The sequence below is a fragment of the Paenibacillus sp. GM2FR genome, assembly GCF_002803325.1.
Lineage (GTDB): Bacteria > Bacillota > Bacilli > Paenibacillales > Paenibacillaceae > Paenibacillus_AQ > Paenibacillus_AQ lautus.
This window is the reverse complement of sequence record NZ_MKZM01000009.1, coordinates 172,021-194,081: the sequence shown is the minus strand read 5'-3', so window position 1 is coordinate 194,081 and position 22,061 is coordinate 172,021. Positions and strand designations below refer to the sequence as shown.

General features: G+C 54.0%; 14 protein-coding genes, 1 other RNA gene and 1 pseudogene. 1 reads left to right on the top strand and 15 read right to left on the bottom strand.

Annotated elements, in window-relative coordinates:
• Positions 1-19 precede the first annotated feature (19 nt).
• The 6 genes from PAEVO_RS22005 to PAEVO_RS21980 all read right to left on the bottom strand — a co-directional run bounded on the left by PAEVO_RS22005 (position 20) and on the right by PAEVO_RS21980 (position 10,040).
• Positions 20-3,856 (bottom strand): family 43 glycosylhydrolase, encoded by a 3,837-nt coding sequence (locus PAEVO_RS22005; protein ID WP_243390894.1) that lies wholly within the window; start codon positions 3,854-3,856, stop codon positions 20-22.
• A gap of 565 nt (positions 3,857-4,421) precedes the next feature.
• Positions 4,422-5,666, bottom strand: a complete 1,245-nt coding sequence (locus PAEVO_RS22000) for a Gfo/Idh/MocA family protein (protein WP_100539678.1) — start codon at positions 5,664-5,666, stop codon at positions 4,422-4,424.
• An 82-nt stretch (positions 5,667-5,748) separates the two neighbouring features.
• Positions 5,749-6,570 carry a sugar phosphate isomerase/epimerase family protein gene (locus PAEVO_RS21995; protein ID WP_100539677.1) on the bottom strand — a complete coding sequence of 274 codons (822 nt, stop codon included), beginning with the start codon at positions 6,568-6,570 and terminating at the stop codon, positions 5,749-5,751.
• 38 nt (positions 6,571-6,608) lie between these two features.
• Entirely contained in the window at positions 6,609-7,778 is a 1,170-nt protein-coding gene (locus PAEVO_RS21990; protein ID WP_100539676.1) for a dihydrodipicolinate synthase family protein, read from the bottom strand.
• Between the two features lie 15 nt (positions 7,779-7,793).
• Positions 7,794-8,945, bottom strand: a complete 1,152-nt coding sequence (locus tag PAEVO_RS21985) for a Gfo/Idh/MocA family protein (protein ID WP_100539675.1) — start codon at positions 8,943-8,945, stop codon at positions 7,794-7,796.
• A 258-nt stretch (positions 8,946-9,203) separates the two neighbouring features.
• Positions 9,204-10,040: an AraC family transcriptional regulator gene (locus PAEVO_RS21980; protein WP_100539674.1), complete on the bottom strand. Its 837-nt coding sequence runs from the start codon at positions 10,038-10,040 to the stop codon at positions 9,204-9,206.
• A gap of 140 nt (positions 10,041-10,180) precedes the next feature.
• On the opposite strand from PAEVO_RS21980, the pseudogene PAEVO_RS34475 reads away from it, so the two are divergent.
• Positions 10,181-10,297: pseudogene (locus PAEVO_RS34475) on the top strand (short-chain dehydrogenase); the annotation flags it as partial.
• 166 nt (positions 10,298-10,463) lie between these two features.
• Here PAEVO_RS34475 and PAEVO_RS21970 read toward each other — a convergent pair.
• The 9 genes from PAEVO_RS21970 to PAEVO_RS21930 form a co-directional block, all read right to left on the bottom strand.
• Positions 10,464-10,583, bottom strand: a complete 120-nt coding sequence (locus PAEVO_RS21970; RefSeq protein ID WP_100539673.1) for an AAA family ATPase — start codon at positions 10,581-10,583, stop codon at positions 10,464-10,466.
• Positions 10,584-11,444: 861 nt separating this feature from the next.
• Positions 11,445-11,809, bottom strand: a transfer-messenger RNA (tmRNA) gene (gene ssrA, locus PAEVO_RS21965).
• Positions 11,810-12,118: 309 nt separating this feature from the next.
• On the bottom strand, positions 12,119-12,598 hold the full coding sequence (gene smpB, locus PAEVO_RS21960) for an SsrA-binding protein SmpB (RefSeq protein WP_023966984.1): 480 nt from the start codon (positions 12,596-12,598) through the stop codon (positions 12,119-12,121).
• 150 nt (positions 12,599-12,748) lie between these two features.
• Positions 12,749-15,388, bottom strand: coding sequence for a ribonuclease R (rnr, locus tag PAEVO_RS21955; RefSeq protein WP_100539672.1), 2,640 nt, complete (start codon positions 15,386-15,388; stop codon positions 12,749-12,751).
• Positions 15,389-15,583: 195 nt separating this feature from the next.
• A complete protein-coding gene (secG, locus tag PAEVO_RS21950) occupies positions 15,584-15,814 on the bottom strand; it encodes a preprotein translocase subunit SecG (RefSeq protein ID WP_009593367.1) in 231 nt (76 codons plus the stop codon).
• A 209-nt stretch (positions 15,815-16,023) separates the two neighbouring features.
• Positions 16,024-16,473 (bottom strand): PaaI family thioesterase, encoded by a 450-nt coding sequence (locus PAEVO_RS21945; RefSeq protein ID WP_100539671.1) that lies wholly within the window; start codon positions 16,471-16,473, stop codon positions 16,024-16,026.
• A gap of 97 nt (positions 16,474-16,570) precedes the next feature.
• Complete coding sequence (locus tag PAEVO_RS21940) at positions 16,571-18,247, bottom strand: long-chain-fatty-acid--CoA ligase (RefSeq protein WP_100539670.1); 1,677 nt, start codon at positions 18,245-18,247, stop codon at positions 16,571-16,573.
• 101 nt (positions 18,248-18,348) lie between these two features.
• Positions 18,349-20,139, bottom strand: coding sequence for an acyl-CoA dehydrogenase family protein (locus tag PAEVO_RS21935; protein ID WP_100539669.1), 1,791 nt, complete (start codon positions 20,137-20,139; stop codon positions 18,349-18,351).
• 562 nt (positions 20,140-20,701) lie between these two features.
• Positions 20,702-21,892, bottom strand: coding sequence for an acetyl-CoA C-acyltransferase (locus tag PAEVO_RS21930; protein WP_100539668.1), 1,191 nt, complete (start codon positions 21,890-21,892; stop codon positions 20,702-20,704).
• Positions 21,893-22,061 lie beyond the last annotated feature (169 nt).

The following is a 22,061-nucleotide window of genomic DNA, read 5'->3' as shown; positions in this document are numbered from 1 at the left end:
GCTTAATGCTTCCTTCAAATTATTGCCGGGACAACAAGAAGCGTCCGTCCCTAAGTAAATAGTTTGCCGCATCGTTCGATATGTGTTCTCCGTCTTGCGCCCGCACCTCGTTAACAAAACTGTTCAAATTGCCATTCTCCAGTTTTTTCTGCAGGCTACGGGCGATTCCGGCATTATCGATTTCCTTGCTCTTGGCAAAACGCGTCACTAATGCCTTTAATGAATTGATACTTGCCACGGTATGGAAAACAACGGTTTTACTGCCTGAATTGCCGGCTAGATCAACTGAAGACACCTCAAGCGTATGTGTTCCCAGCGGCAATGAAAAGAGTGGGATCGTCGTGCCGATCGGATAGGAATACGTATCCAGCGTCACCGTCGTCTTGCTGTTGTCGACCCCTGATGCCGTATCCAGCGTAGTCACTAAAGGGGTCAAATCCTCGCTATCTTCATAGGTGCCGCCATCTCCAGGAATGACAACTTCTATAGTCGGGTCTTTCGTATCCAGCTTAAAGCTGACGGCTTTCGCCATCTCCTCATTCCCTGCTGGATCAACCGAACGATAGGTAACTGTGTAAGTGCCGTCTTGGCTGAATGTGATTGGTGCCGTATAGGTTTGCCAAGTTGTCCCGCCGTCCAGACTGTAGTCGGTTTTTGCAACGCTATCCCGTGGAGCTTTTGCTGACAAACTTACCGTTACCGGATGCGTATACCAGCCATTTTGGCCATTCGGAACTTCTGGCGAAAGAGCCGCGGATGTGATCGGCGCAGTTTTCGATCCTCCCGTAACCATGACTTTGAAATCGTCGAAGTCGATTGAAGCGTTAGCGTAGCCGTCGATGCCGAACAGCTGGCCGGTCAACTTACTGCCGCCTGTATGGCGGAAGAGGAAGTCAGTGGCCGCCGGAACAGGATCATCGTTAATATAAACGGTATAAGTCTTGGCGTCCCAGTTTGCCACCATTTTAATTTTGTACCATGTATTGTATGAAGTGTTCTTGACCGGCTTCTTGGACCCCCCATTCTGTACGATGATTTTACCCGTATCAAAAGCTGTGACCATGGAATAATTGCCGGTGCCGCTGTCATTTCTCACCATGGCACCATTGGCGTACTGAAAGCTGCTGTTTAATCTGGCACGATATTCGATGACGATGCGCTGATCCGCTTCTGCCTTGACCTCGCCTGCAAACGGCAGGAACAAATTTGCCTTGCCCGCAACAGCGGTTGTGGTCAGTCGAAGGAACTTATTCCCGTCCTCTTCTTGCACAGTGGCAGTAGCGCCATTGGTTAGAGCTTCGGTGGTAATGCCGTAAGGGTACTTGCCCGTCTCATCGCCGGAGAAATCCCGGTAGGCGTTATAGGTCACGCCATCCTCGGTAAGGTTAAGTGAGCCAAGCAGGGCTGCTTCCGCTTCAGCAAGGCGATCCAGCGCCTCCTCAAACTGCTCTTCACGCAGATCAGGGTCTACAGACATCTCTTCCGCATGATCCAGCTCAGCCAAGAGAGCATTATACGCATCTTGACTATAGGTTCCCAAGCCTTCGCCCAGCGGATAAGAGAAACCGACTATCCTGCTGCGCATGTTATCTACAATCTCATCAAGACCCCATCCCGGGATCACTTCTACGGAAACGGCAGCAGGAATCTTCTCGCCATTCAGTGTTAATATGACAGGTACCTGAATCGTGCCAAGTGAGTTGAAGTGTATTCCTTCCAGCTTCCAGCTGACCTCGGCGATGCTTATCTCACCCTTGTAATTGACGTCAACAACGCCGGGCAGCCTCGGTGTCACTCCGGAGGGAGTTTTTACTTGAGAAATAATCTGAGGAACCTGAGACGGATCGGGTGTTACTGTTAAGTTGAATTTTGCTTCCTTGCCGCCGTATACGGCTGTAATCACCGTATCCCCCGGCCCAGTGTCATATACCTGACCGGTGACCGTAACCTTGGCCACGTCTGGTTTGCTGCTGAAGTACGTGGCGTCAGCCGACACATCCTGGACTTCATAGGTGTTGTAGCGAGCTGTTAACTGCAGTTGCCCTGTCAGCCCGCTGGTCAGGATGTTGTTCAATCCGCTGATGGCAATGGACTGCACAGACTTAGGTTCAGCGGCAACGGTAACCGTGGCTGTGGCCGTCTTTCCGTTATATGTCGCGGTGATCGTGGCGCTGCCTGCCTTGAGTCCTTTGACCCCCATCCCATCAATATCAGCGACCTCTTTGTTGGAAGAACTGAAGGAAACTCCGCTGTCCACAGGGGAATAGGTAGTGCCTGTTACCGTATACACGGGCAAACTGCGGCTTTCACCTAACCCCAGCGTGTACCCCGGAGAATCGAATAGAATTTCCGACGCAACATCAAGCTTGAATATATCCATGCTGTCAATTTCGGCAAGGTTGGCACCCGTCGAGAAACGGATGGTATTGTTGCCTTGTTTAAGATAGACTTTCACCGTGGAGGCTCCCCAACGATTCCAGCCGGAATAGACGATGTTCAAACGGGCGCCGGAACTGCCGTTTACCGACAAGATATGTGAAGCATCCACCCCATTCGATGAGCCGTTGGCATTGCGCACAGACAGCACATAAAATCCCGCCTCTGGCACGTTGACTGTAAACTGGGCATAATCATTGGCGTTCTTGATATTGGCGATCTTCTTCCCGTCGGAAGCGGTACCTTCCCACCAAACGCCGGGGCCGGTTCCGCCGCTGGGATCTTTCACCAACAGGGCTGCTTCCGCCTCATAGCGCTGACGTGCCGGCTCCCCTGAAGGCTTGGCAATCGGTTTGTTTGGATCGACGGGCTCTCCCAGGTTTGGCGTTCCGTCTGCGTTCCAGATGAATTTCTGCGCTCGGACATTGCGGGTCCACCCTGATCCTGGCCAGCGGGCGGAATGGTAGATAATCCAGTCCTCACTGCCGTCGGGAGAGGTGGTGAGACTGTGGTGACCCGGGCCATAAACGCCGTTGGCGCTGGAGAAAATCGGATTGTCCTGTTTTACCCAGGAGCTGGGGTTCATCAAATCGTCGCCAATCTTGGCCGTGATCAGTCCGAGGCAGTAACTGTCTGTCCAGCTCCCGTTTGCGGAATAGACCAAGTTGATGGTGTTACCGCGTATGTTGACTTGGGGACCTTCGTTGATCCTGCCCGGGGACGTTTCCCAATCATGGTCAGGCGTCGAAATCAATACCCGCTGCGAGCTGATGGTCCGTGGATCGCTCATTTCCGCTATATATAGATTTTGGAAACTCCCATCCGTTTCCTCCCAGCCGGACCAGATGAAATAGTGTTTCTCATTTACAGTCAGCACCGTGCCGTCGATCGCCCAGCGGTCCGTGGAATCGGTTATTTTCCCTTTGAACTCCCAGGTTCCGGTCATCGGACTCTCACTGGCGTTCTCCAGCACATACATGCGGTGGTTTGCGTTGGTTCCGTTGTCAGCCGCGAAGTAAATATACCATTTGTATTTGCCATCGATATCTTTGAGATAGTGCATTTCGGGTGCCCAAACATTGGAACTGTACAAGGTACCCTTAACCGGTGTCCAGGCTAGGCTCCTCTCGCCCGCTTCAATGCCGGTGATGGTCATCGATCTGCGGATCATGATGCCGCTGGCGTTGACAAAGACGTTGTAATAATAGCCGTCCGTATGCTTGTAAACCCAAGGGTCGGCTCCTACCTGCATAATCGTATTATAGAAATTTGACACCTCCGACACCGCCGTTGTCGACGCCGACATCGAATCTTTCGCATCGGGCGCCCTGTCCGCCGCCGCAGCCGCTCCTCTCCATTGCGGCAGCATCAGCAGCACCGCGAGACAAAGCAGCAGGTACCTGAATCTTTTCCTGAGCATTAACAGTCCTCCTTGGAATCATATAGCTCTCAGCATTCACCGAAAACACTTTACACTCCTTATTTGCTTTATTGCCGGCGATTCGTCCGAACGTTTCTTCTTCGCACCCCCAGGTTCAGTTTTTTCAACCAATCCATCCGGATGAACCCCTTGAAAGCGATTTCAATCCCGCCCATAGAAAAATACCGGTAAAAGGCGTGTTTGGCCTTCGGAACGCTGTCCATTCCGGCGGCTGCAGGTTGTTGGCATGTTCTAACCTTCTTTCTTGGTTGAATGCTTATCGATATCGTGTATACTGTACCGCAGTCCTTCCAGTTCAAACCTTAAAATTCTCTAGGTTTTTCTTTAGATTTTTTTGTTTTTCGCATACAGATAAAGGGACGCGAAATCTGGTCATAGCCCTGCAAAGTAAACACTTCCTCTAAATAAAGACGTACAGCCTGCCTTGATCTCAACTGATAGGGGGATAAGTGAATCAAAACCCTACTAAGGAAGAGGCAAGAAGGAAACCAGGAAAAGGGGCCCCCTGCCGCGAAGCGGCAACAAGAGCCCGGAAGGGACGCCTCTAATTGGTCGGTCGACCGCTACTTGCACGCATGTCGGCAGGCAACTCGAATCGGCTGTAGCTCTCCATCCTGAACGGAAGGGTCGGCGATGCCCAAGGAAGCGGGTATTCACTGTACAGTTGCCTCTTCGCCGCCACATCCCTCATCTTATCGGACAAGCCGGACAGCAAGCGCACCGTGGAGTCGCTATCCTCCTGCTCGGTCACAAACCGGCCGGGTATGGAGCGAACGGCGCGGGCCGACTCATAGGCTCCATTGGATACCAGTACGAAGCTTCGGCACGCCTCGATCGGTGAGAAGAGCGTCCTGCCCGGGGTCTCGATCGCTTCCAGCAGGTTCTGATACATGTTGCGCATCAAATCGGCCGGGCCAAACGCCAAATCTTCTTCGCCATCCTGCGCGCGAATCGTCAGCTTGTTCTGGTAATTCCAATGTGCCTCCCCGCGCGTCCCGTACACAGCAATGGAAGGCACTTCACTCGTTTCGTGGCAAAGCATGGCGTAAAAATGAACGCTCGCTTCGTTAGCCATAACGACTCGAATACAGGAGATGTCGTCCCCCTCGATGTCGTTGACATGGTAAAGCTCGGCCTGCACCGATTCCGGGTGTAAACCTGGGGCGCCTTCGACTCCGGCCGCCAGCAAGCAATTGTGCAGCAAGTGAGCGAACGGATTGTTGAACGTCCCGTCCAACACATACTGGCCGTCGCTGACCAGTTTGCCGGCCCAGCGGGTTCGATCGTAGTACGAGCGAGAGCGTTTCCACATACCAACGCCGACCACATGCTCCACATGCCCGAGCACGCCGGAGCCAAGCCTTTCCAGCAACGTTCGGAACGCCTGACCCGACGTATTCTGGAAGTTCACCTGGCACAAGCGGCCGGTCTCCCGCTGCACGGCGATCATCTCGTCCAGATCTTGTATCGTTATCGCCGGCGGCTTCTCCACCAGCACGTGAAAGCCCATCCGCATCACCTGGATGCACATCGGCTTGTGGGTGGGGATCGGCGTGACAATCACGACGAAATCGATGTCCGGATGAAGCGTGAGCATCTGCACATAGTCCGTATAATGGATGGCCCCAAGCGCGGTCAGCTTACCGTAAGACTCCTGATGAGCGTCGACATTCGGCTCCGCAAAAGCGACAACCTGCAGGCTGCCCTCTCCGGCCAGCTTCTGCATGATATTCACATGCTGAGCGCCGAATCCCCCGATCCCGATCAGCGTGGTGCGGCAAATCTTCACATTCCTTCCCTCCATTACCTATGCCTTGACAAGCCGGGAAGCGATTCTCCCGGCTAGCCAAAGCCGTAAATAAAAATTCATATCATACGTACTGCAAGTAACGTTCCTTGATTAGCGCGAGCGCTTTGTCTCCCGGCATATCCCATACTTGCTGGTTAAAGATTTCCACCTCGATCGCCCCCGAGTATCCGGCCGTCTCGACGGCATGTCGCATCCGGCGCAGCTCGATAACGCCGTCCCCCATCATCCCTCTGCCCATTAGCAGGTCGGGTACCGGCACGATCCAATCGGAAACGTGGAAACCGAGTATCCGCCCTCTGGCACGCTCAATTTGCGCGTATAGCCCAGGATCCCACCAGACGTGGAACGCGTCGACAACGACGCCGACGTCCTGCGGGTCGTGCTGCTCCGCGAGCGTGTTGGCTTGCGCCAGCGTATTGATGACGGAGCGTTCAGCGGCGTACATCGGGTGCAACGGCTCGATGCCGAGCTTGACTCCGTGCGAGCGAGCGAACGGCACGAGCTCCGCGATCGCCTCTTCGACCGTCTTGCGGGCAAAATCGATATCCCGGTCCGGAGCTGGTCCGCAAACGAGCACGAGTACGTCGGTGCCGAGCTCAGCCGCTTCCTCGACAGCCCGACGGTTGTCGTCCATCCGCTCTTTGCGCGCAGCCGCGGTGGCCGCCGGAAAATAACCTCCGCGGCACAGGCTGGAGACGCGCAGGCCCGCGTCCCGCACAAGCCGCTTGCTCTCGGCCAGGCCGGTCTCGGCCACTTTATGCCGCCACAGCGCGATCCAAGGCACTTCCGCGTGAACGCATGCTTCCACGGCCTCGCGCATATCCAGCCGATCGGTCGTAATCTGGTTCAAGCTGAGTCTGTCTATGGAACGAAGCAGTTCCATGCTGATCCCTCCCGGATTTCAAATATTGCTATAAAAGATTACGGTCGAATACCTGCCAGCGCTAAGACAAGCTTCATCCGTTCGGCGGCAAGCTCTGGATCGGCCAATAGCCCGGCCCGGTCGGCAAGCACGAACAGCTCGGCCAAATGGACGATCGAGCGCGATCCCTCCGCTCCCCCGATCATGCGGAAATGCGGTTGGTGGCCATTCAAGTAGGCCATGAACACAATTCCCGTCTTGTAGGCGAACGTCGGCTTCTGGAAAATATGGCGCGACAGGGCGACGGTAGGCTCCATAATCGCCCCATAACTGACCAGGTCGCCCGCGTCGAGCGCATGAAGCGCCTGGGAAGCGGCCGGAGCGATCGCGTCGAATATGCCGAGGAGCGCATGGCTGTAGCCCTGCTCATCACCCTTGATCAGCTCCGGGTAGTTGAAGTCGTCGCCGGTGTACATCTTGACGCCTTCCGGCAGTAGCCGACGCATCTTGATTTCTTTACCGGCATCGAGCAGCGAGATTTTAATCCCGTCGACCTTGTCCGCGTTTGCCCGAATGACGCGCAAACAAACGTCCATCGCCTCATCCGGATCGTCCTTACACCCCCAATAGCCGGCCAGAGCGGGATCGAACATGTCGCCAAGCCAATGCAGGATAACCGGCTGTTTCACTTGTCCTAAAATGCGCCCATACACCCGCTCGTAGTCCTCTGGCCCTTTCGCGCAAGCGGCAAGTGCGCGGCTCGCCATCAGAATGACTTGACCGCCCTCGCCTTCAATGAAGCCAACTTGCTCTTCATAGGCAGCTTCCACGTCGTATATCGTGACCGACGGTCCCGGGAGCAGATGATCGGTTCCCGCGCCGCAGGCGATTTTGCCGCCAACCGAGCACGCTTCCGCGATCGAAGCGCGGATAAGCTCCTTCGAGCGGTTCCAGTCGAGGCCCATCCCGCGCTGCGCGGTATCCATCGCTTCCGCCACAGCCAGACCGAGCGACCACAGATGGTGCCGGTAGGCGAGGGTCGAGTTCCAATCGATCTGCGTGTGATGCAGCGGATCGGCATCCGCAAACGGATCGCAGACGACATGGGCGGCCGAGAAGGCGATACGGCCCGTAAACGGCTTGGTCGACACAGCAAACGAGCCGGCTTTGCCAAGAGCATATTCATACAACGCTCCCCCTGCGCGGGGGAGGAGCAGCGATTTAGTCATCTGTACTCTCCTCCTTTACAGGCTTAGCTTCGGCACGTCGATCCAGCGGCGCTTCTGCCACGACTGTAAGCTGAGATCGGCAAGCTGGGTGCCCTTCGCACCTTCGAGCAGATCCCACGGGAACGACGTGTCGATGACGACATGCTTCAAGAACATTTCCCATTGCACCTTGAACGCGTTGTCGAACGACGCGTTGTCCGGCACCTGCACCCATTGGTCGCGGAACTGGAATGGATTCGGAATGTCCGGATTCCATACTGGCTTCGGCGTGTTGACCCAATGCTGCGTCTTGCAGTCGCGCAAGCCCGCCACGGCGCTGCCTTCGGTGCCGTCGACCGTAACCGTAAGCAGATCGTCTCGATCTACGCGCACCGCCCAGGACGAGTTGGCCTGCACGATAATGCCGCCTTCCAGCTCAAACATGGCGTACGCCGCATCATCTGCCGTGCAGTCGTAGGGAACGCCCTGCTCGTCCAAACGTTTCGGAATATGCGTAGCGGCAAGACAGGAAACTGCCTTCACTTCCCCGAACAAATTCTCGAGCACATAGCGCCAGTGTGCAAACATGTCGACGATAATGCCACCACCGTCTTCCTTGCGGTAGTTCCATGAAGGCCGCTGACCTGGCTGCCAGTCGCCCTCAAATACCCAATAGCCGAACTCCATCCGCACAGACAAGATGCGCCCGAAGAAGCCGGAGTCGATCAAGCGCTTCAGCTTAAGCAATCCGGGTAAAAATAGCTTGTCTTGCACGACGCCGTTTCTCACCCCCGCCTCGGCGGCGATGCGGGCCAGTTCGAGCGCTCCTTCGAGATCGACGGCCGTCGGCTTCTCGCAATAAATATGCTTGCCCGCCGCGATCGCCTGCTTGATGCTTTCCGCGCGGCGCACCGTCGTCTGGCTATCGAAATAAATTTCATTGTATGGATCGGCGAGGCATGCTTCAAGATCGGTGCTCCAACGCTCGACGCCGTAGGCGGCGGCCAGCGCCTGCAGCTTGTTCTCCTGCCGGCCGACCAGAATCGGGTCGGGCATTATGACGTCTCCGCCCGATAGCGCGACGCCCCCCTGCTTGCGAATTGCAAGAATCGAACGGATTAAATGCTGGTTGGTTCCCATCCGTCCGGTAACGCCGTTCATAATAATGCCGATGTTGCGAACTGCCATCTTTCATTGCCCCCTTCGCTTCGTATATCCGTATTATAGTCGGTGCGAAACCGCTTTTCTTACGATTCCGGGAACACGATTCTCAATTTCGGAAGCGAATTGTTCGAGCGAAAAACAACATCCCCCGCGGGCGCTTAGCCAATGGGGGATGAAGGGGGAATTACGTTTCAATCAATCGGCCAGTCGGCCGCTGATCGCATTCTTGTTCGTTTGATCGCACGTTTGTGCGCTCGTTTGTCCTTTTTGACGGAAGGCTGCCTACTCGGCTTGCGCGGGTGCGTTCAGCTCCCGGTACGTTTTCGGCGACAGCTTGGCGACAGCCTTGAACGACCGGTAAAACGTGGACACGGAGTCATAACCAACCTCGAAGCAGATCGAAATAATGTCCTTGCCCGTTTCGGCCAGCAGCTTCTGGGCGACGCGGATGCGCACCTCGGTCAAATATTGCATCGGTGTCATGTCGTACCGTTCCTTGAAGATGTTGTTCACGTGCCGTGTGCTGATGCCCAGCTTGGATGCGATGTCCCCCGCGGTCAGCGGATCAAAATACTGTGAATCGATATAGCTGCGTATTTTCTCAGCGCGCAGCCTGTTGGAGCTGGAGCCCGCTCCGGCGGCCTCTGCTCCGGCCGGACGAACCAGCAAGAGCAGCAGCTGAGACAGCTGGACTTTGAGCGATAGACGGATGAGCGGCGACAGCTCCCTGGACTGCTCGAACAGCATTTTCCTCAGCAACTGACGCAGCTCGCTCGCGGCAAACAATCCCGGTTTCATCAGACAGGAGTCCGGGAAATAGGCGTGGAGCAGCTGCTCCTTCATATCCGGATCGAGCACCGCCTCATCAAACGCCAACACTAGCAAGGTCAGCCTAGAGTCGGACATGACCGAGTGGACGGAATACGGCACGATCAGCGCCGTATCGTCGACCACTAGCTTCCGTTCCTCCCCCCCCAGCCGGATAGCGCCTTCGCCCTCCAGCACAAACAGCATCTGGTGCGTCTGGTGATAGTGCTCAGACACGAGATGTCCGCCCGTATGCTTCTGCTCGTATAAATCTATCGCATTCCTGGACAAGTCAATCCATTTAATCGTCACGGCGAAGCCTCCGTTTTATTGAAGCGTTTCATTTAAAGCCATTTTAGCGCGATCGGCGGCTTCGGACAACATTTTAGAATAAGCGCAGCCCGGACACCGCAAGCACCACCGAGCTGCAGCTTTATTGAGGCCTTCAGGTCCATCTGTCCATGCTGTTCGCTCCTTTTTTCGTGGCAAAAGAATTAGGGGCGATCATTAACGTCACATTCGGGCTGGCTTTTACACCATTTACGATTGCCCTTATTTACTCAACCAGCAATGGTTTGAAACGGTTAGTTGTGGCTGTTCACGGCGTCAAAGGATTAAGTAGATTATAAAGGGAGGAGCTTTTCAAGGCATAGCTCAGACGAATCCAATTTCACCCTTACAAAATAAAATTTGCAGAAATTCAATTGGCTTTCTCACTAATTTCCTATTTACTCATCATGCATTCGTTTTACCTGATCCATTTTCACCAATCAGAGTGTTTACCTCATGTGTGAATTTAAAATCCACATTTTTATAGTTTCTAAAGTTACATATGGTTAATTTAAAAATATGCATTGAGGTGGACCTCCCAAAAACCCCTTTTTCTATATTCCACCATACGAATACAATAACAACTCATAAAAATTTTATGAGCAGAGAATAGCGATGCTCCTACTCCAAGAAGAATTCGCTGACACGAACACTTCCGATCCCGTCCGCGTGCTCGCACAACAAGGCTCGAATACGTATCAATTTTGTCAATTGGCACGCCACTTGAAACCAGTAGCCTTTTTATGTCCTCATTACTATAGTTATGCCCAAGAAACGCTAGCACAGCTCTAAAATCATTAGCAGAAACTTTATTGCCCTTCAAATCGATTTCATCACTACAAATATCTATTCCATAATTTTCAGTATCTGCCTTCCTTGACATGAATACTTTTCAAAAAGATTCGTAATTTCTTGTTTAATATTTTCTAGTCGTATATGTTTACGTCCCCCCAGGTATTGCTTCCATTTTATCGTTTGGGCTTTACAAAGTGTAGGAAAGTGATTGTATAGTGTTTTTTTATTACAACCAATTTCATCGGCGATCGCTTGTACGTGCATATATCCATTGCTTGAGAGTATTTTTTCTTATTTGGAATGTTATTTTTAAAAATGAAAGGCTGGTCAGCGAAAAATGCCCTCTCTTAAACTGTGTGGGTCCACCTTAAACTCCCGCCAGTCAAAAGCTTTTTAAGACTGGATATAAAAAAAGTCCCTGTATGGGACTTTTAACTCTCATAATTGTCAATCTGCCATTCAACGAGTCAAAACGAGATACAAGCAAAGTTAACTTTGACTGTTGTTATTTTTGCTGCAATGCATGTCATAAAGGTTCTCTTTTATTTTCACGCAAAAAAGCGACCTCACAAGGTCGCTTTTCGATTTTATGTATGGAGGCGAGGGGAGTCGAACCCCTGTCCGAAGATAACGACAACACAAGCTTCTACGGGTGTAGTGACAGATTTGATGTCACCCTAGAGACTCCCTGTCACCGGATTCCCTTCAGGTCAGCCTGATTGTCTTCTTCAGCTAGCCCCAGGCGGAGACTAGACAGCGTATCCCACTAAAGTTGAGCCCTCATCCCGGTACATGGGCGATACAGAGCGAGAGCACGCTCACAGGTTATTAAGCTGCGAAAGCGTAGTTGTTTTGTTGTTTGCCGTTTAATTGGCTTTAGCGTTGATGAAGTGGACGCGTCCCCACTACCCGCTACTCATGCCCGAACTATCCCCGTCGAATCCAAAAACGCCCCCTTAAGTTGGAGAAATGCCGGTGCTTCGCACCTGAGCGTTCCTGCCAAAAAGGGCTATCGGATTAAATCAAAGAATGTATTCAGTCATAGCAGTCCATCTATTGCGCATTCTTTCCCTCCAAGAAAGGAATACGCAGGCTGTATACTGATTGTCAAAGATCTTATTGATCTCTCTTACATCACCTAGTATATCACACTTTACATCAAAATAATATATACAATGCAGGTAACACAGCTAAAAGCTGCCATCCCACAACGTTCATTAAACATGATGCCGATTTCTTAAACGACATGCCACGGACAACCGTAATTACCTTGCAATCTTCTGCTTCTCGCGCAGTGCACGCTGGATATCGCGCTGTGCATCCTTCTTGGCGGCATCGGCACGCTTGTCGTACTGACGCTTACCTTTACCGAGGCCAAGCAACAACTTCGCATAGCCGTTACGGATGTAGACTTTCAGCGGTACAATCGCGTAGCCATCCTGCTTGGACAGGCCCAGCAGCTTGCGGATCTGCTCCTTATGCAGCAGCAGCTTCCGTGTACGCGTAGGGTCCGTTGGGTTGTTACGGTTCCCCTGCTCGAACGGGCTGATATGCATGTTATGGATATGGATCTCGCCATTTCGAATGGTTGCGAACGCATCTCCAATATTGGCACGGCCGTTCCGTATGGATTTGATCTCCGTTCCGGTCAGGACCATCCCGGCTTCATACGTATCCTCGATGAAATAATCATGGGAAGCTTTTTTGTTCTGGGCCAGAACCTTCCCGTCACTTTTCTTACCCATGGTCTCACCCCTTGTCATCAACAATGATAATGGAAAAAGGACTTCCGGCAGACCGCCAATTGCAATCTCACCAGAAGTCCATTGTATCAAACGTCAGCCTCTAAAAGCAAGGTGGGGCAAGCACCTCCAGCGTTAGTCAGGAGGAGAATGTTACTTTTTCTTCTTGCGGACAAAAGCGGCTGTGCCGTTTCCGCCCTTACTCTTCCGTTTGCGGCCACCGCCACCACCGGAGTTGCCACCAGCATTGCCGCCTGGTGTTGGACCTTCGCCGATGAAAATCCCGCTGCCCGACGTCTTCTTGCGTCGGTTCTTACCGCCAGCACCACCAGAGCTGCGGGCGTTGCGGTCAAAGCCGAGAGCGCCGCCCCCTGCCGAGCTGTATCCGCCTTTGCCGGAGCCAAAGGCGAAGTTCGACGCCTGCTGTTCGCTTGCGCCAGCACCAGCGCCTGCTCCAGCTGGCGCCTCGCCGCTGCGCTTGCCGCGGCCGCCCTGGCCGCCGGCGCTGTCACTGCGGCGTCCGCCTGGCGCGCCAGCTTCAGCCGTGCCCCGCTTAGCGCCGCGGCCCTTACCCCCGCGGGCTGCGCCATCGCGGGCACCGAATCCGCGCCCGCCATTGCCGCCGCGGTCGCCTTCGCCGCGCCCTTGGCGGCGCGGCTTCATATCCACCATCTCAAAATCGATGGTGTGATCGTCCATGTTCACCTTCGCCACGCGAACCTTCACATCATCACCGATGCGGTATACCTTTGAGGTCCGCTCCCCGATCAGCGCCATATGGCCCTCATCGAAATGGTAATAATCGTCGGTCATCGCGCTGAGGCGAATCAAGCCTTCGACCGTGTTCTCCAGCTCAATGAACATGCCGAAGCTGGTCACGCTGCTGATAATGCCTTCGAACTCTTCGCCGACCTTATCCAGCATGAACTCGGCTTTCTTGAGCGCTTCCGTATCGCGCTCCGCATCCACGGCTACACGCTCGCGCTCCGAGGATTGCTGAGCGATGTCAGCCATCCGGCCGGCGAGATGCTCATGGCGCTTCTCATTGAGCGCGCCGCCACTCTCCAGCACTTCCCGGATGACCCGGTGAATAACCAGATCGGGATAACGCCGGATCGGAGACGTAAAGTGAGAGTAATATTCCGCAGCAAGGCCAAAGTGGCCCGTACTTTCCGCGTCATATTTCGCCTGCTTCATCGAGCGAAGCATCATCGTGCTGAGCACCGTTTGCTCCTTCGTGCCTTGAATGGCTTCCAGCAGGTTTTGCAGTGCGCGCGGATGGATCGAATTGCCCCGTCCCTTCACCTGATGCCCGAAATTGGCCGCGAACGCCATAAAGTTCTGCAGCTTCTCCTGATCCGGATCCTCATGGATCCGGTAGATGAACGGTACCTTCAGCCAGTGGAAATGCTCAGCTACGGTTTCGTTGGCCGCCAGCATGAATTCTTCAATGATCTGCTCCGCGATGGAGCGTTCTCTTTTGACGATATCCACGGCTTTGCCATTCTCGTCCACAATGACCTTGGATTCCACAAAATCAAAATCCACCGCGCCCCGGCGCATCCGGCGGTTCCGCAGCTTCAGCGCCAGCTCGCGCATCAAGCGGAAATCCTCCACGAGGTCACTATAGCGCTCGATCAGCTCCGGATCCTCATCCACCAGGATTTTTCTCACATTGTTATACGTCATCCGTTCTTTCGTACGGATAACACTCGTAAAGATATCGTGCTTCACGACTTTCATCTGATCGTTGAATTCCATCTCACAGGACATCGTCAGACGATCCACCTGCGGATTCAAGCTGCATATGCCGTTAGACAGGCGGTGCGGCAGCATCGGAATCACCCGATCCACCAAATACACGCTGCAGCCGCGATTGTAAGCTTCCTTATCCAGCTCGGAACGCTCGCGGACGTAATAGCTGACATCGGCAATATGGACGCCTAGACGGTAATTCCCGTTCGGCAGACGCTCCACATTTACCGCATCATCGAGATCCTTGGCATCTTCGCCGTCAATCGTCACAATGTTCAAGCCGCGCAAATCCCGGCGTCCCTGCTGCACAATTTCATCTTCCGTAATGGAGTCCGGCGCTGCATCCGCTTCAGCCAGCACTTCCTCCGGGAAACCTTCCGGCAGCTGATGCTTGCGGATAATGGACAGAATGTCGACACCCGGATCATCCTTGTGACCCAGAATCTCCACCACTTCGCCCTCTGCCGCAGCTCTTCCTTCCGGATAGCTGACCAGCTTCACCACGACCTTCACGCCATCAACGGCGCCGTTCATCGCATGCTTCGGAATAAAAATATCCCGGTTGATCCGCTTATCATCCGGCAGCACGAAGCCGTAGGCTTCATGGTTCTGGAATACACCCACGACTTGGGTGACGGCGCGCGTCACGATACGGACCACTTCGCCTTCCATTTTGCCGCCATCGTTCTGTTTGGAACTGATCCGGATAAGCACGATATCTCCATTCATCGCACTCTTCAGATCATTGGCATGAATGTACACATCCGGGTGCTCGCGATCATCGGGAATCAGAAAGGCAAAACCCTTCGCATGAGCCTGCAGACGTCCGCGCAGCAAATTCATCCGTTCCGGCACGCCATAACGCTGGGTGCTGGTCAGAATGATTTTTCCGGATTGCTCAAGCTCATTCAGCAGCTTCAAGAATTCCTTGAATTCATGGGCATCCTTAATGGCAAAATGCTGCTCCAATTCCTGGTACGTCATCGGTTTGTATGCAGTTTCCCGCATAAAATTCAGTAATATTTCTTCAGTTATCATCATTATCACCTCGGGGAACCTGCAATTTCATCGTTCCGCTATCCATTCTTTACCTTCATATACTCATACCCTAGTATACACGAATTTAATCCCCGGTATCCTTCCGAACACCGTCTTAACCTATGTATTCCGAAATTCAGGCAATAAAAAACCCCCGCTCTTCCAAGAGTGAAAAAGCGAGGGTAACGTTAATTGTTATTTCAACATAGCAACAACGATGGCCAAAATCATAAATCCTGCTGCAAGACCTACCGTTGTACGCTGCAGTACGAGATCCATACCGCGAGCCTTCGTTTTACCAAAAAGATGTTCCGCACCGCCGGAGATGGCACCGGCAAGACCTGCGCTTTTCCCCTTTTGGAGAAGAACGACAGTAATCAACCCGATGGAGAAAATAACAAGCAACACTTCAAAAAATACAACCATGACTTCCACCTCCTACGTATGTAAACATCTGAATTTATGATCTGAAGAGACATTCTAGATTCTACATGAAAAACAGCATTTTTATTGTACCACAGCTTTATCGACCTGACAAGGAGTAAGCGGGAACACTATTTCAGCTCACCAAAAAAATAAATGGCCTGCCCCTCCATCGTTGGCAGACCATCTGTTTCATAGCAGCCAAGGCTGCTTTATTTCACTCGGAAGGACCCTGTGCTGATCGCGACAAGCTCATCCTTCTCATTCGTAATCCTGCACTCCGTTGTGACCGAACGATGCGTCTGATGCACGATGCTTGCCGTCACGGTAAGAACTCCCGCCCTGGCCGGCATGACAAAATGCACGTTCAGATTGCTCGTCACCGTCGATTCGCCCGGGCGCTCCAGCATGACGGCAACGCCCATGGCGTTATCCATCAATGAGGAGAGTACGCCGCCATGCACGATGCCCATCATATTCATATGATGAGGCTGGGCATCCAGCGTCACAACAACCGCCTCCGAGCTGGCAGACGCAAGCTTGCAGCCGAGATATCCCCAGAAGGTGGGCTCCGCCGCTTGGGTCATGGCCTCAATGTACGCCTCCCGGTCGAATTCCGGCTGTCCGGCCTTCGTATCCGGATTGGCATTGGTATGATTCATCAGGCCGCCTCCTTTTTTCTTATGACGTCGTTAGTACTGTATCCATTTCAGCGGGATACCATGAATCGCCTATCCTGCCGACTCCGCTATTCTGCGCTTAGCCTGTTTTGCCTTCCTCTTCTTCCTCCAGCAGCTTGCGGCGCAGCACCTTGCCTACCATCGTCTTCGGCAGCGAATCGCGGAACACGTACTCGCGCGGCACCTTATAGGCAGCCAGCTGACTGCGGCAAAACTTCTCAAGGCCCGAAGGGTCCGGAGACGCGCCATCCTTCAGCACAATATAAGCTCTCACGGTTTCGCCGCGATAATCATCCTTCGTTCCGACCACGACGGCTTCTTTCACTGAGGGATGCTCATACAGCACTTCCTCGATCTCCCGAGGATAAATATTGAAACCGCTTGCAATGATCATGTCTTTCTTGCGGTCGATGATCGTAAAATACCCCTCTTCGTCCATCGTGGCCATATCGCCCGTGAACAGCCAGCCGTTGCGGAGCGTATCAAACGTCTCCTCCGGCCGATTCCAGTATCCCATCATCACCTGGGGACCTTTCACGATCAGCTCGCCAGGCTCGCCGACCGGCATTTCTTCACCCGTATCGGGATCGACCACCTTGGCATCCGTATCCGGAACGGGTACGCCAATGGTGCCGATTTTTCGCCTTCCCCAGATTGGATTCACATGGGTAACCGGGGAAGCTTCGGTCAGGCCGTAGCCTTCGATCAACCGCCCTCTGGTCAGCTCCTCGAACTTATCCTGCACCTCGACCGGCAGCCCGGCAGAGCCGCTGACACAAGCATTGATCGACGACAGATCATATTCCTTGATCCGCGGGTGATTAATCAGTGCGATATACATGGTCGGCGCGCCCGGAAAGAGCGTCGGCTTCATTTTTTTGATCAGGTTCAGAATCATTGTCACTTCGAATTTCGGTACCAATATCAGCATGCCGGCACGGTAGATCGCCTGGTTCAGCAGCACGGTCAACCCGAATACGTGAAAACAGGGCAGAACCGCCAGATACCGCTCCTTCCCATCCTCCACCTGAAAGCACCAGTTGGCGGATTGCACGGTGTTGGCGATCAGATTCATATGCGTCAGCATGACGCCTTTGGGAACACCGGTCGTGCCGCCGGTATATTGGAGCAGTGCCAAGTCCGTCTCCGCCTTCACGGATTCGCAGATCGGGTCATTCGGCGCGCTCGCAAGCAGCTTTTTGAAGGCATGGACCCGGCTTCCATAGTTGACGACCGGAAGGGGACCCTCCTTCTTGGCTTTGATCGGGTAGAGAAGGTTCTTGGGGAACGGAAGGTAATCCGCCACGGACGTAACAATCATATGCTCCAGGTCCGTTTCCTCGATGACTTTCTCAACGCGGGACACAAACATATCCATCGTGATGATGATCTTGGCACCGGAATCCTTCATCTGATGCGCAATTTCCCGCTCCATATAGAGCGGGTTGGTCATGACGGCTACGGCTCCGGCCAGCAGCACGCCATAATACGACATCACCACCTGCGGGCAGTTGGGCAGCATAATCGCTACCCGGTCGCCCTTCTTAATCCCTTTGCTGCGGAGTGCGTTTGCCATACGATAGGACGACTCCAGCAGACTTCTGTAGTTGATCGTCTTGCCCATGAAATACAGGGCCGGACGGTTCGGAAACTTCTGCGCCGACGTCACAAGAAATAGTGCCAAATTCTGTTTCGGATAATCAAAAGCGGGGGCTACTTCGGGCGGATAAAACGGCAGCCAAGGCTTTGTATCCATACAAAACCAACCCTTTCCTAAGGAATGCTCCTTCTTTCCTACTCCAAGAAAAATCTCTCTCTTTTGAGGTTACTTACGCATCGTATTGGCGTTGATGCGTGTTACACCGTGTACCGCTCGTTCTTGACCACGCGGGCTGCGATGCTGCGCTTGAGGGCCACCGTATCAACCGGCGTGCAACGCGTCAGTTTCTTGAGCACCGACAGCTGCATCCGCAGCATATCCCCGGTTTCCACCGAGGCCAGCGTCTCTTTCGCGAGTGCTTCAATGCGCTGGAACGCCTCGTATGCAAACACCTGCGTCATCTCGATCATGCTGGCTGCTTTTTCCTCGGAGGTGCGTTCGATTTGCTTGCGGGTACGCAGCAGCGCACTCTCGAGGGCATAAATATCAATCATCATATCCGCCAGATTGGACAAGGCCTCCTGCTCTTTCTCCAGCTTCGTGCCGAACTTCTGTACCGCCAAACCACCCGCGAGGAGGAAAATTTTCTTACTCATGTCCAGGAAGTGCGCTTCCTGCTCCAGTGTGCCTTCGAAGGTTTGACCAGGTACCAGCTGCAGCAGCTCACCCTGGAGACCTTGCGCTTTTTGCAGGAGCGCGATCTCGCCCTTCATGGCCTTCTTCACAAGCGTGCCCGGAATCAGGAGCCGGTTGATCTCGTTCGTGCCTTCAAAGATGCGGTTGATGCGGGAGTCCCTATAGATGCGTTCTACTTTGTACTCTTGGATATACCCATAGCCCCCGTGAATCTGCACCGCTTCGTCTGCCACATTATCGAGTCCTTCCGAACAGAACACCTTGTTGATCGAACACTCAATGGCATAGTCGGAGATCGCGGCCGCCGAATGGATGCCTGCATCCTCGCTGTTGTAATCGATGTCCTGCATCGCTTCGTCCAGCAGTCCTGCCGTACGGTACACCATGCTCTCCATCACGAAGGCGGTGATGTTCATCTCGGCCAGCTTCTTGCGCATGAGCGGGAACTGCGAGATGGGCGTATCGAACTGTTTACGTGTGTTAGCATATTTCGCGCTCAGCTCAATCGATTCCTTTGCCGCACCGACCGTGCCGGCTGCCAATTTATACCTACCGATGTTCAGGATGTTGAAGGCGATCCGGTGGCCCTTGCCAATCTCGCCGAGCAGGTTCTCCTTCGGCACCTTCACGTCTTCGAAGAAGAGCGGACGCGTCGACGAGCCTTTGATGCCCATCTTCTTCTCCTCCGGTCCGAGTGTGAAGCCCTCCATCTCCTTCTCGACAATGAACGCGGTGAAATGCTCTCCGTCAATCTTGGCGTAGACGATAAAGATATCCGCAAATCCGGCGTTAGTTATATATAGCTTCGATCCGTTCAAAATATAATAGTCTCCGTCGTCGGACAGGCGTGCCGTCGTTTTGGCACCCAGCGCATCCGAGCCGGAGGTCGGCTCCGTCAAGCAATAAGCCGCGATTTTGGCGCCGGTCGAGAGATCCGGCAGGTACTTCTGTTTCTGCTCGGTCGTACCGAAGAACACGATCGGCAGCGTTCCGATCCCGACATGGGCCCCGAAGGAAAGCGCAAAGGACGAACCCTTCGCCAACGCTTCGTTAATAATCGTGGAGCTGACTTTATCCAGGCCGATCCCGCCGAACGGCTCCGGTACATCGGCCCCGAGCAGGCCCAGCTCGCCTGCTTTGCGAAGCAGGTCTACCGTCATCTCGTAATTCAGCTTCTCGAGCTCTTCATCGTGCGGCACGACTTCCCCGTCGATAAAATCGCGCACCGTCTCGCCGATCATGCGATGCTCTTCCGTGAAATCCTCCGGTGTCAGGATGCGCTGCATATCGGGATTATCGATGACAAAGCTGCCGCCTTTGATTTTCGGTTCTTTGGTTTGGTTATCGCTCATGATTGGTTTCCCCTTTCGGAATGTGGAATAAGGTGGAGTGCAATGGTGGCCTTGGTGTTGCAGGGAAGCTATATGAAATCTCACTACTTGCACAATAGTGGTCGCTCCGCGTGCGGATTTTACTTCCGATCGCTGTTGAGTTTGGATTTCAGGGAATGAATTGATCAATAGTAGAAATCCAAACCCAAAGGCGACCGCTGCCGCTTCTCCAGTACAATTCCGCCCTCTCCGCTGGGTTGGCGCAAACTAGTTAATCCCCTAAGTTCAAACCCCTGCCTCCGGCTATCATTACACTCGCCTGTGGTTGGAGTGAGTGGTGCGGTATCCGGTCCGCGTACGGAGCAGACACGGCACTGAGACTACATTACAGAGTCAATAGACTGGTCATGTACCAATAGAAGATCGGTAGATTTGATATCGAAAACCTAAATATCGTTTATCGAATACAATCAGAAGCATTGTTGAGCTAACGAATTCAAACCCAAACTAAACAGCTGCGAGAATCCCGCCCCATATCCCTCCAGACGCTTGGAAGGTAGCCTAACTCTGCACCACCTACTCCTTACGCCCCAGCAGCATGCACCTCAAACACCCCCGCGGCGCCCATGCCCCCGCCGATGCACATGCTCACGACACCATAGCCGCCGCCGCGGCGGGCGAGCTCGGAGACAAGGCTGACGGTCAGCTTGGCACCGGTGCAGCCGAGCGGATGGCCGAGCGCAATGGCGCCGCCATTGACATTGACCTTGCTCTCATCGATATTAAGCGCGCGGATGATGTGGAGGCATTGCGAAGCGAACGCTTCGTTAATCTCGAACACATCGACTTGATCCAGCTCGATGCCCGCCATGCGCAGCGCCTTCGGGATCGCTTCGACGGGGCCGACGCCCATAATCTCCGGCTCTACGCCTGCCAGGGCAAAGGATTTGAAGGTAGCCAGCGGGGTAAGGCCCAGCTCCTCCGCTTTCTCGCGGCTCATGACGGCTACGGCCGCCGCGCCGTCACTCGTCTGCGACGCGTTGCCCGCGGTAACCGAGCCGCCGAGGGCAAAGGCCGGCTTCAGTTTGGCCAGCACATCCGGGGTCGTGTCCGGCCGGACCCCTTCATCCGTATCGAAGGCAAAAGTTTTGCTGCGCACCTTGCCCTGCTCATCGGCCGAAGCGAGCGATACGTTCACCGGCACGATCTCGTCCCGGAACTTGCCTTCCGCGATGGCAGCGGCCGCCTTGCGGTGACTGCTGGCCGCAAAGGCATCCTGCGCCTCGCGGGTGATGCCGAAGCGGCGAGCCACCTCTTCCGCGGTGTGACCCATACCGATGTACACCTCAGACATCTCCTCCACGATGGTCGGATGCGGGGCCGGCTTGAAGCCGGTCATCGGCACATGGCTCATGCTCTCAACGCCGCCGGCGACGATCACCTCGGCATGGCCGAGCATAATGCGCTCTGCCGCAAATGCGATCGCCTGAAGCCCCGAGGAGCAGAAGCGATTGACGGTCAATGCGGGAACCGTGACCGGATACCCCGCATACAGCGAGATAATCCGTGCAACATTCAGGCCCTGCTCGCCTTCCGGCATTGCGCAGCCGAGGATGATGTCCTCGACATCCTCTTTTTTCAGGCCCGGCGCACGCTCAATGACGGCTTCCAGTACGGCTTTGCCGAGATCCTCTACGCGTGTCTGGGCAAAACTGCCCTTCTTCGCCTTCCCCACCGGGGTGCGAGCAAGGGATACTATGACTGCTTCTCTCATGCCATTCACCTCATCAACTTAAAATGGTTGGAACCATTACCGTTTATAATTGCTGGCCACTAATCGGCCATGAAATGAATTCGTAATGGATAGAGCTAATACAGATTAAAGTGCCGCCACTATCAAACTTCGACAGTATGGATATCCTGCCGCCGTGTACTGTATGCAC

Excerpts from the sequence above, each read along its gene's own strand:
- smpB (WP_023966984.1), bottom strand. The coding sequence starts at position 12,598 with ATGGGTAAGAAAAGTGACGGGAAGGTTCTGGCCCAGAACAAAAAAGCT.
- PAEVO_RS21935 (WP_100539669.1), bottom strand. The coding sequence starts at position 20,139 with ATGAGCGATAACCAAACCAAAGAACCGAAAATCAAAGGCGGCAGCTTT.
- PAEVO_RS21930 (WP_100539668.1), bottom strand. The coding sequence starts at position 21,892 with ATGAGAGAAGCAGTCATAGTATCCCTTGCTCGCACCCCGGTGGGGAAG.
- PAEVO_RS21990 (WP_100539676.1), bottom strand. The coding sequence starts at position 7,778 with ATGACTAAATCGCTGCTCCTCCCCCGCGCAGGGGGAGCGTTGTATGAA.
- secG (WP_009593367.1), bottom strand. The coding sequence starts at position 15,814 with ATGGTTGTATTTTTTGAAGTGTTGCTTGTTATTTTCTCCATCGGGTTG.
- rnr (WP_100539672.1), bottom strand. The coding sequence starts at position 15,388 with ATGATAACTGAAGAAATATTACTGAATTTTATGCGGGAAACTGCATAC.
- PAEVO_RS21970 (WP_100539673.1), bottom strand. The coding sequence starts at position 10,583 with ATGCATATTTTTAAATTAACCATATGTAACTTTAGAAACTATAAAAAT.
- PAEVO_RS22005 (WP_243390894.1), bottom strand. The coding sequence starts at position 3,856 with ATGCTCAGGAAAAGATTCAGGTACCTGCTGCTTTGTCTCGCGGTGCTG.
- PAEVO_RS21945 (WP_100539671.1), bottom strand. The coding sequence starts at position 16,473 with ATGAATCATACCAATGCCAATCCGGATACGAAGGCCGGACAGCCGGAA.
- PAEVO_RS21940 (WP_100539670.1), bottom strand. The coding sequence starts at position 18,247 with ATGGATACAAAGCCTTGGCTGCCGTTTTATCCGCCCGAAGTAGCCCCC.
- PAEVO_RS21985 (WP_100539675.1), bottom strand. The coding sequence starts at position 8,945 with ATGGCAGTTCGCAACATCGGCATTATTATGAACGGCGTTACCGGACGG.
- PAEVO_RS21995 (WP_100539677.1), bottom strand. The coding sequence starts at position 6,570 with ATGGAACTGCTTCGTTCCATAGACAGACTCAGCTTGAACCAGATTACG.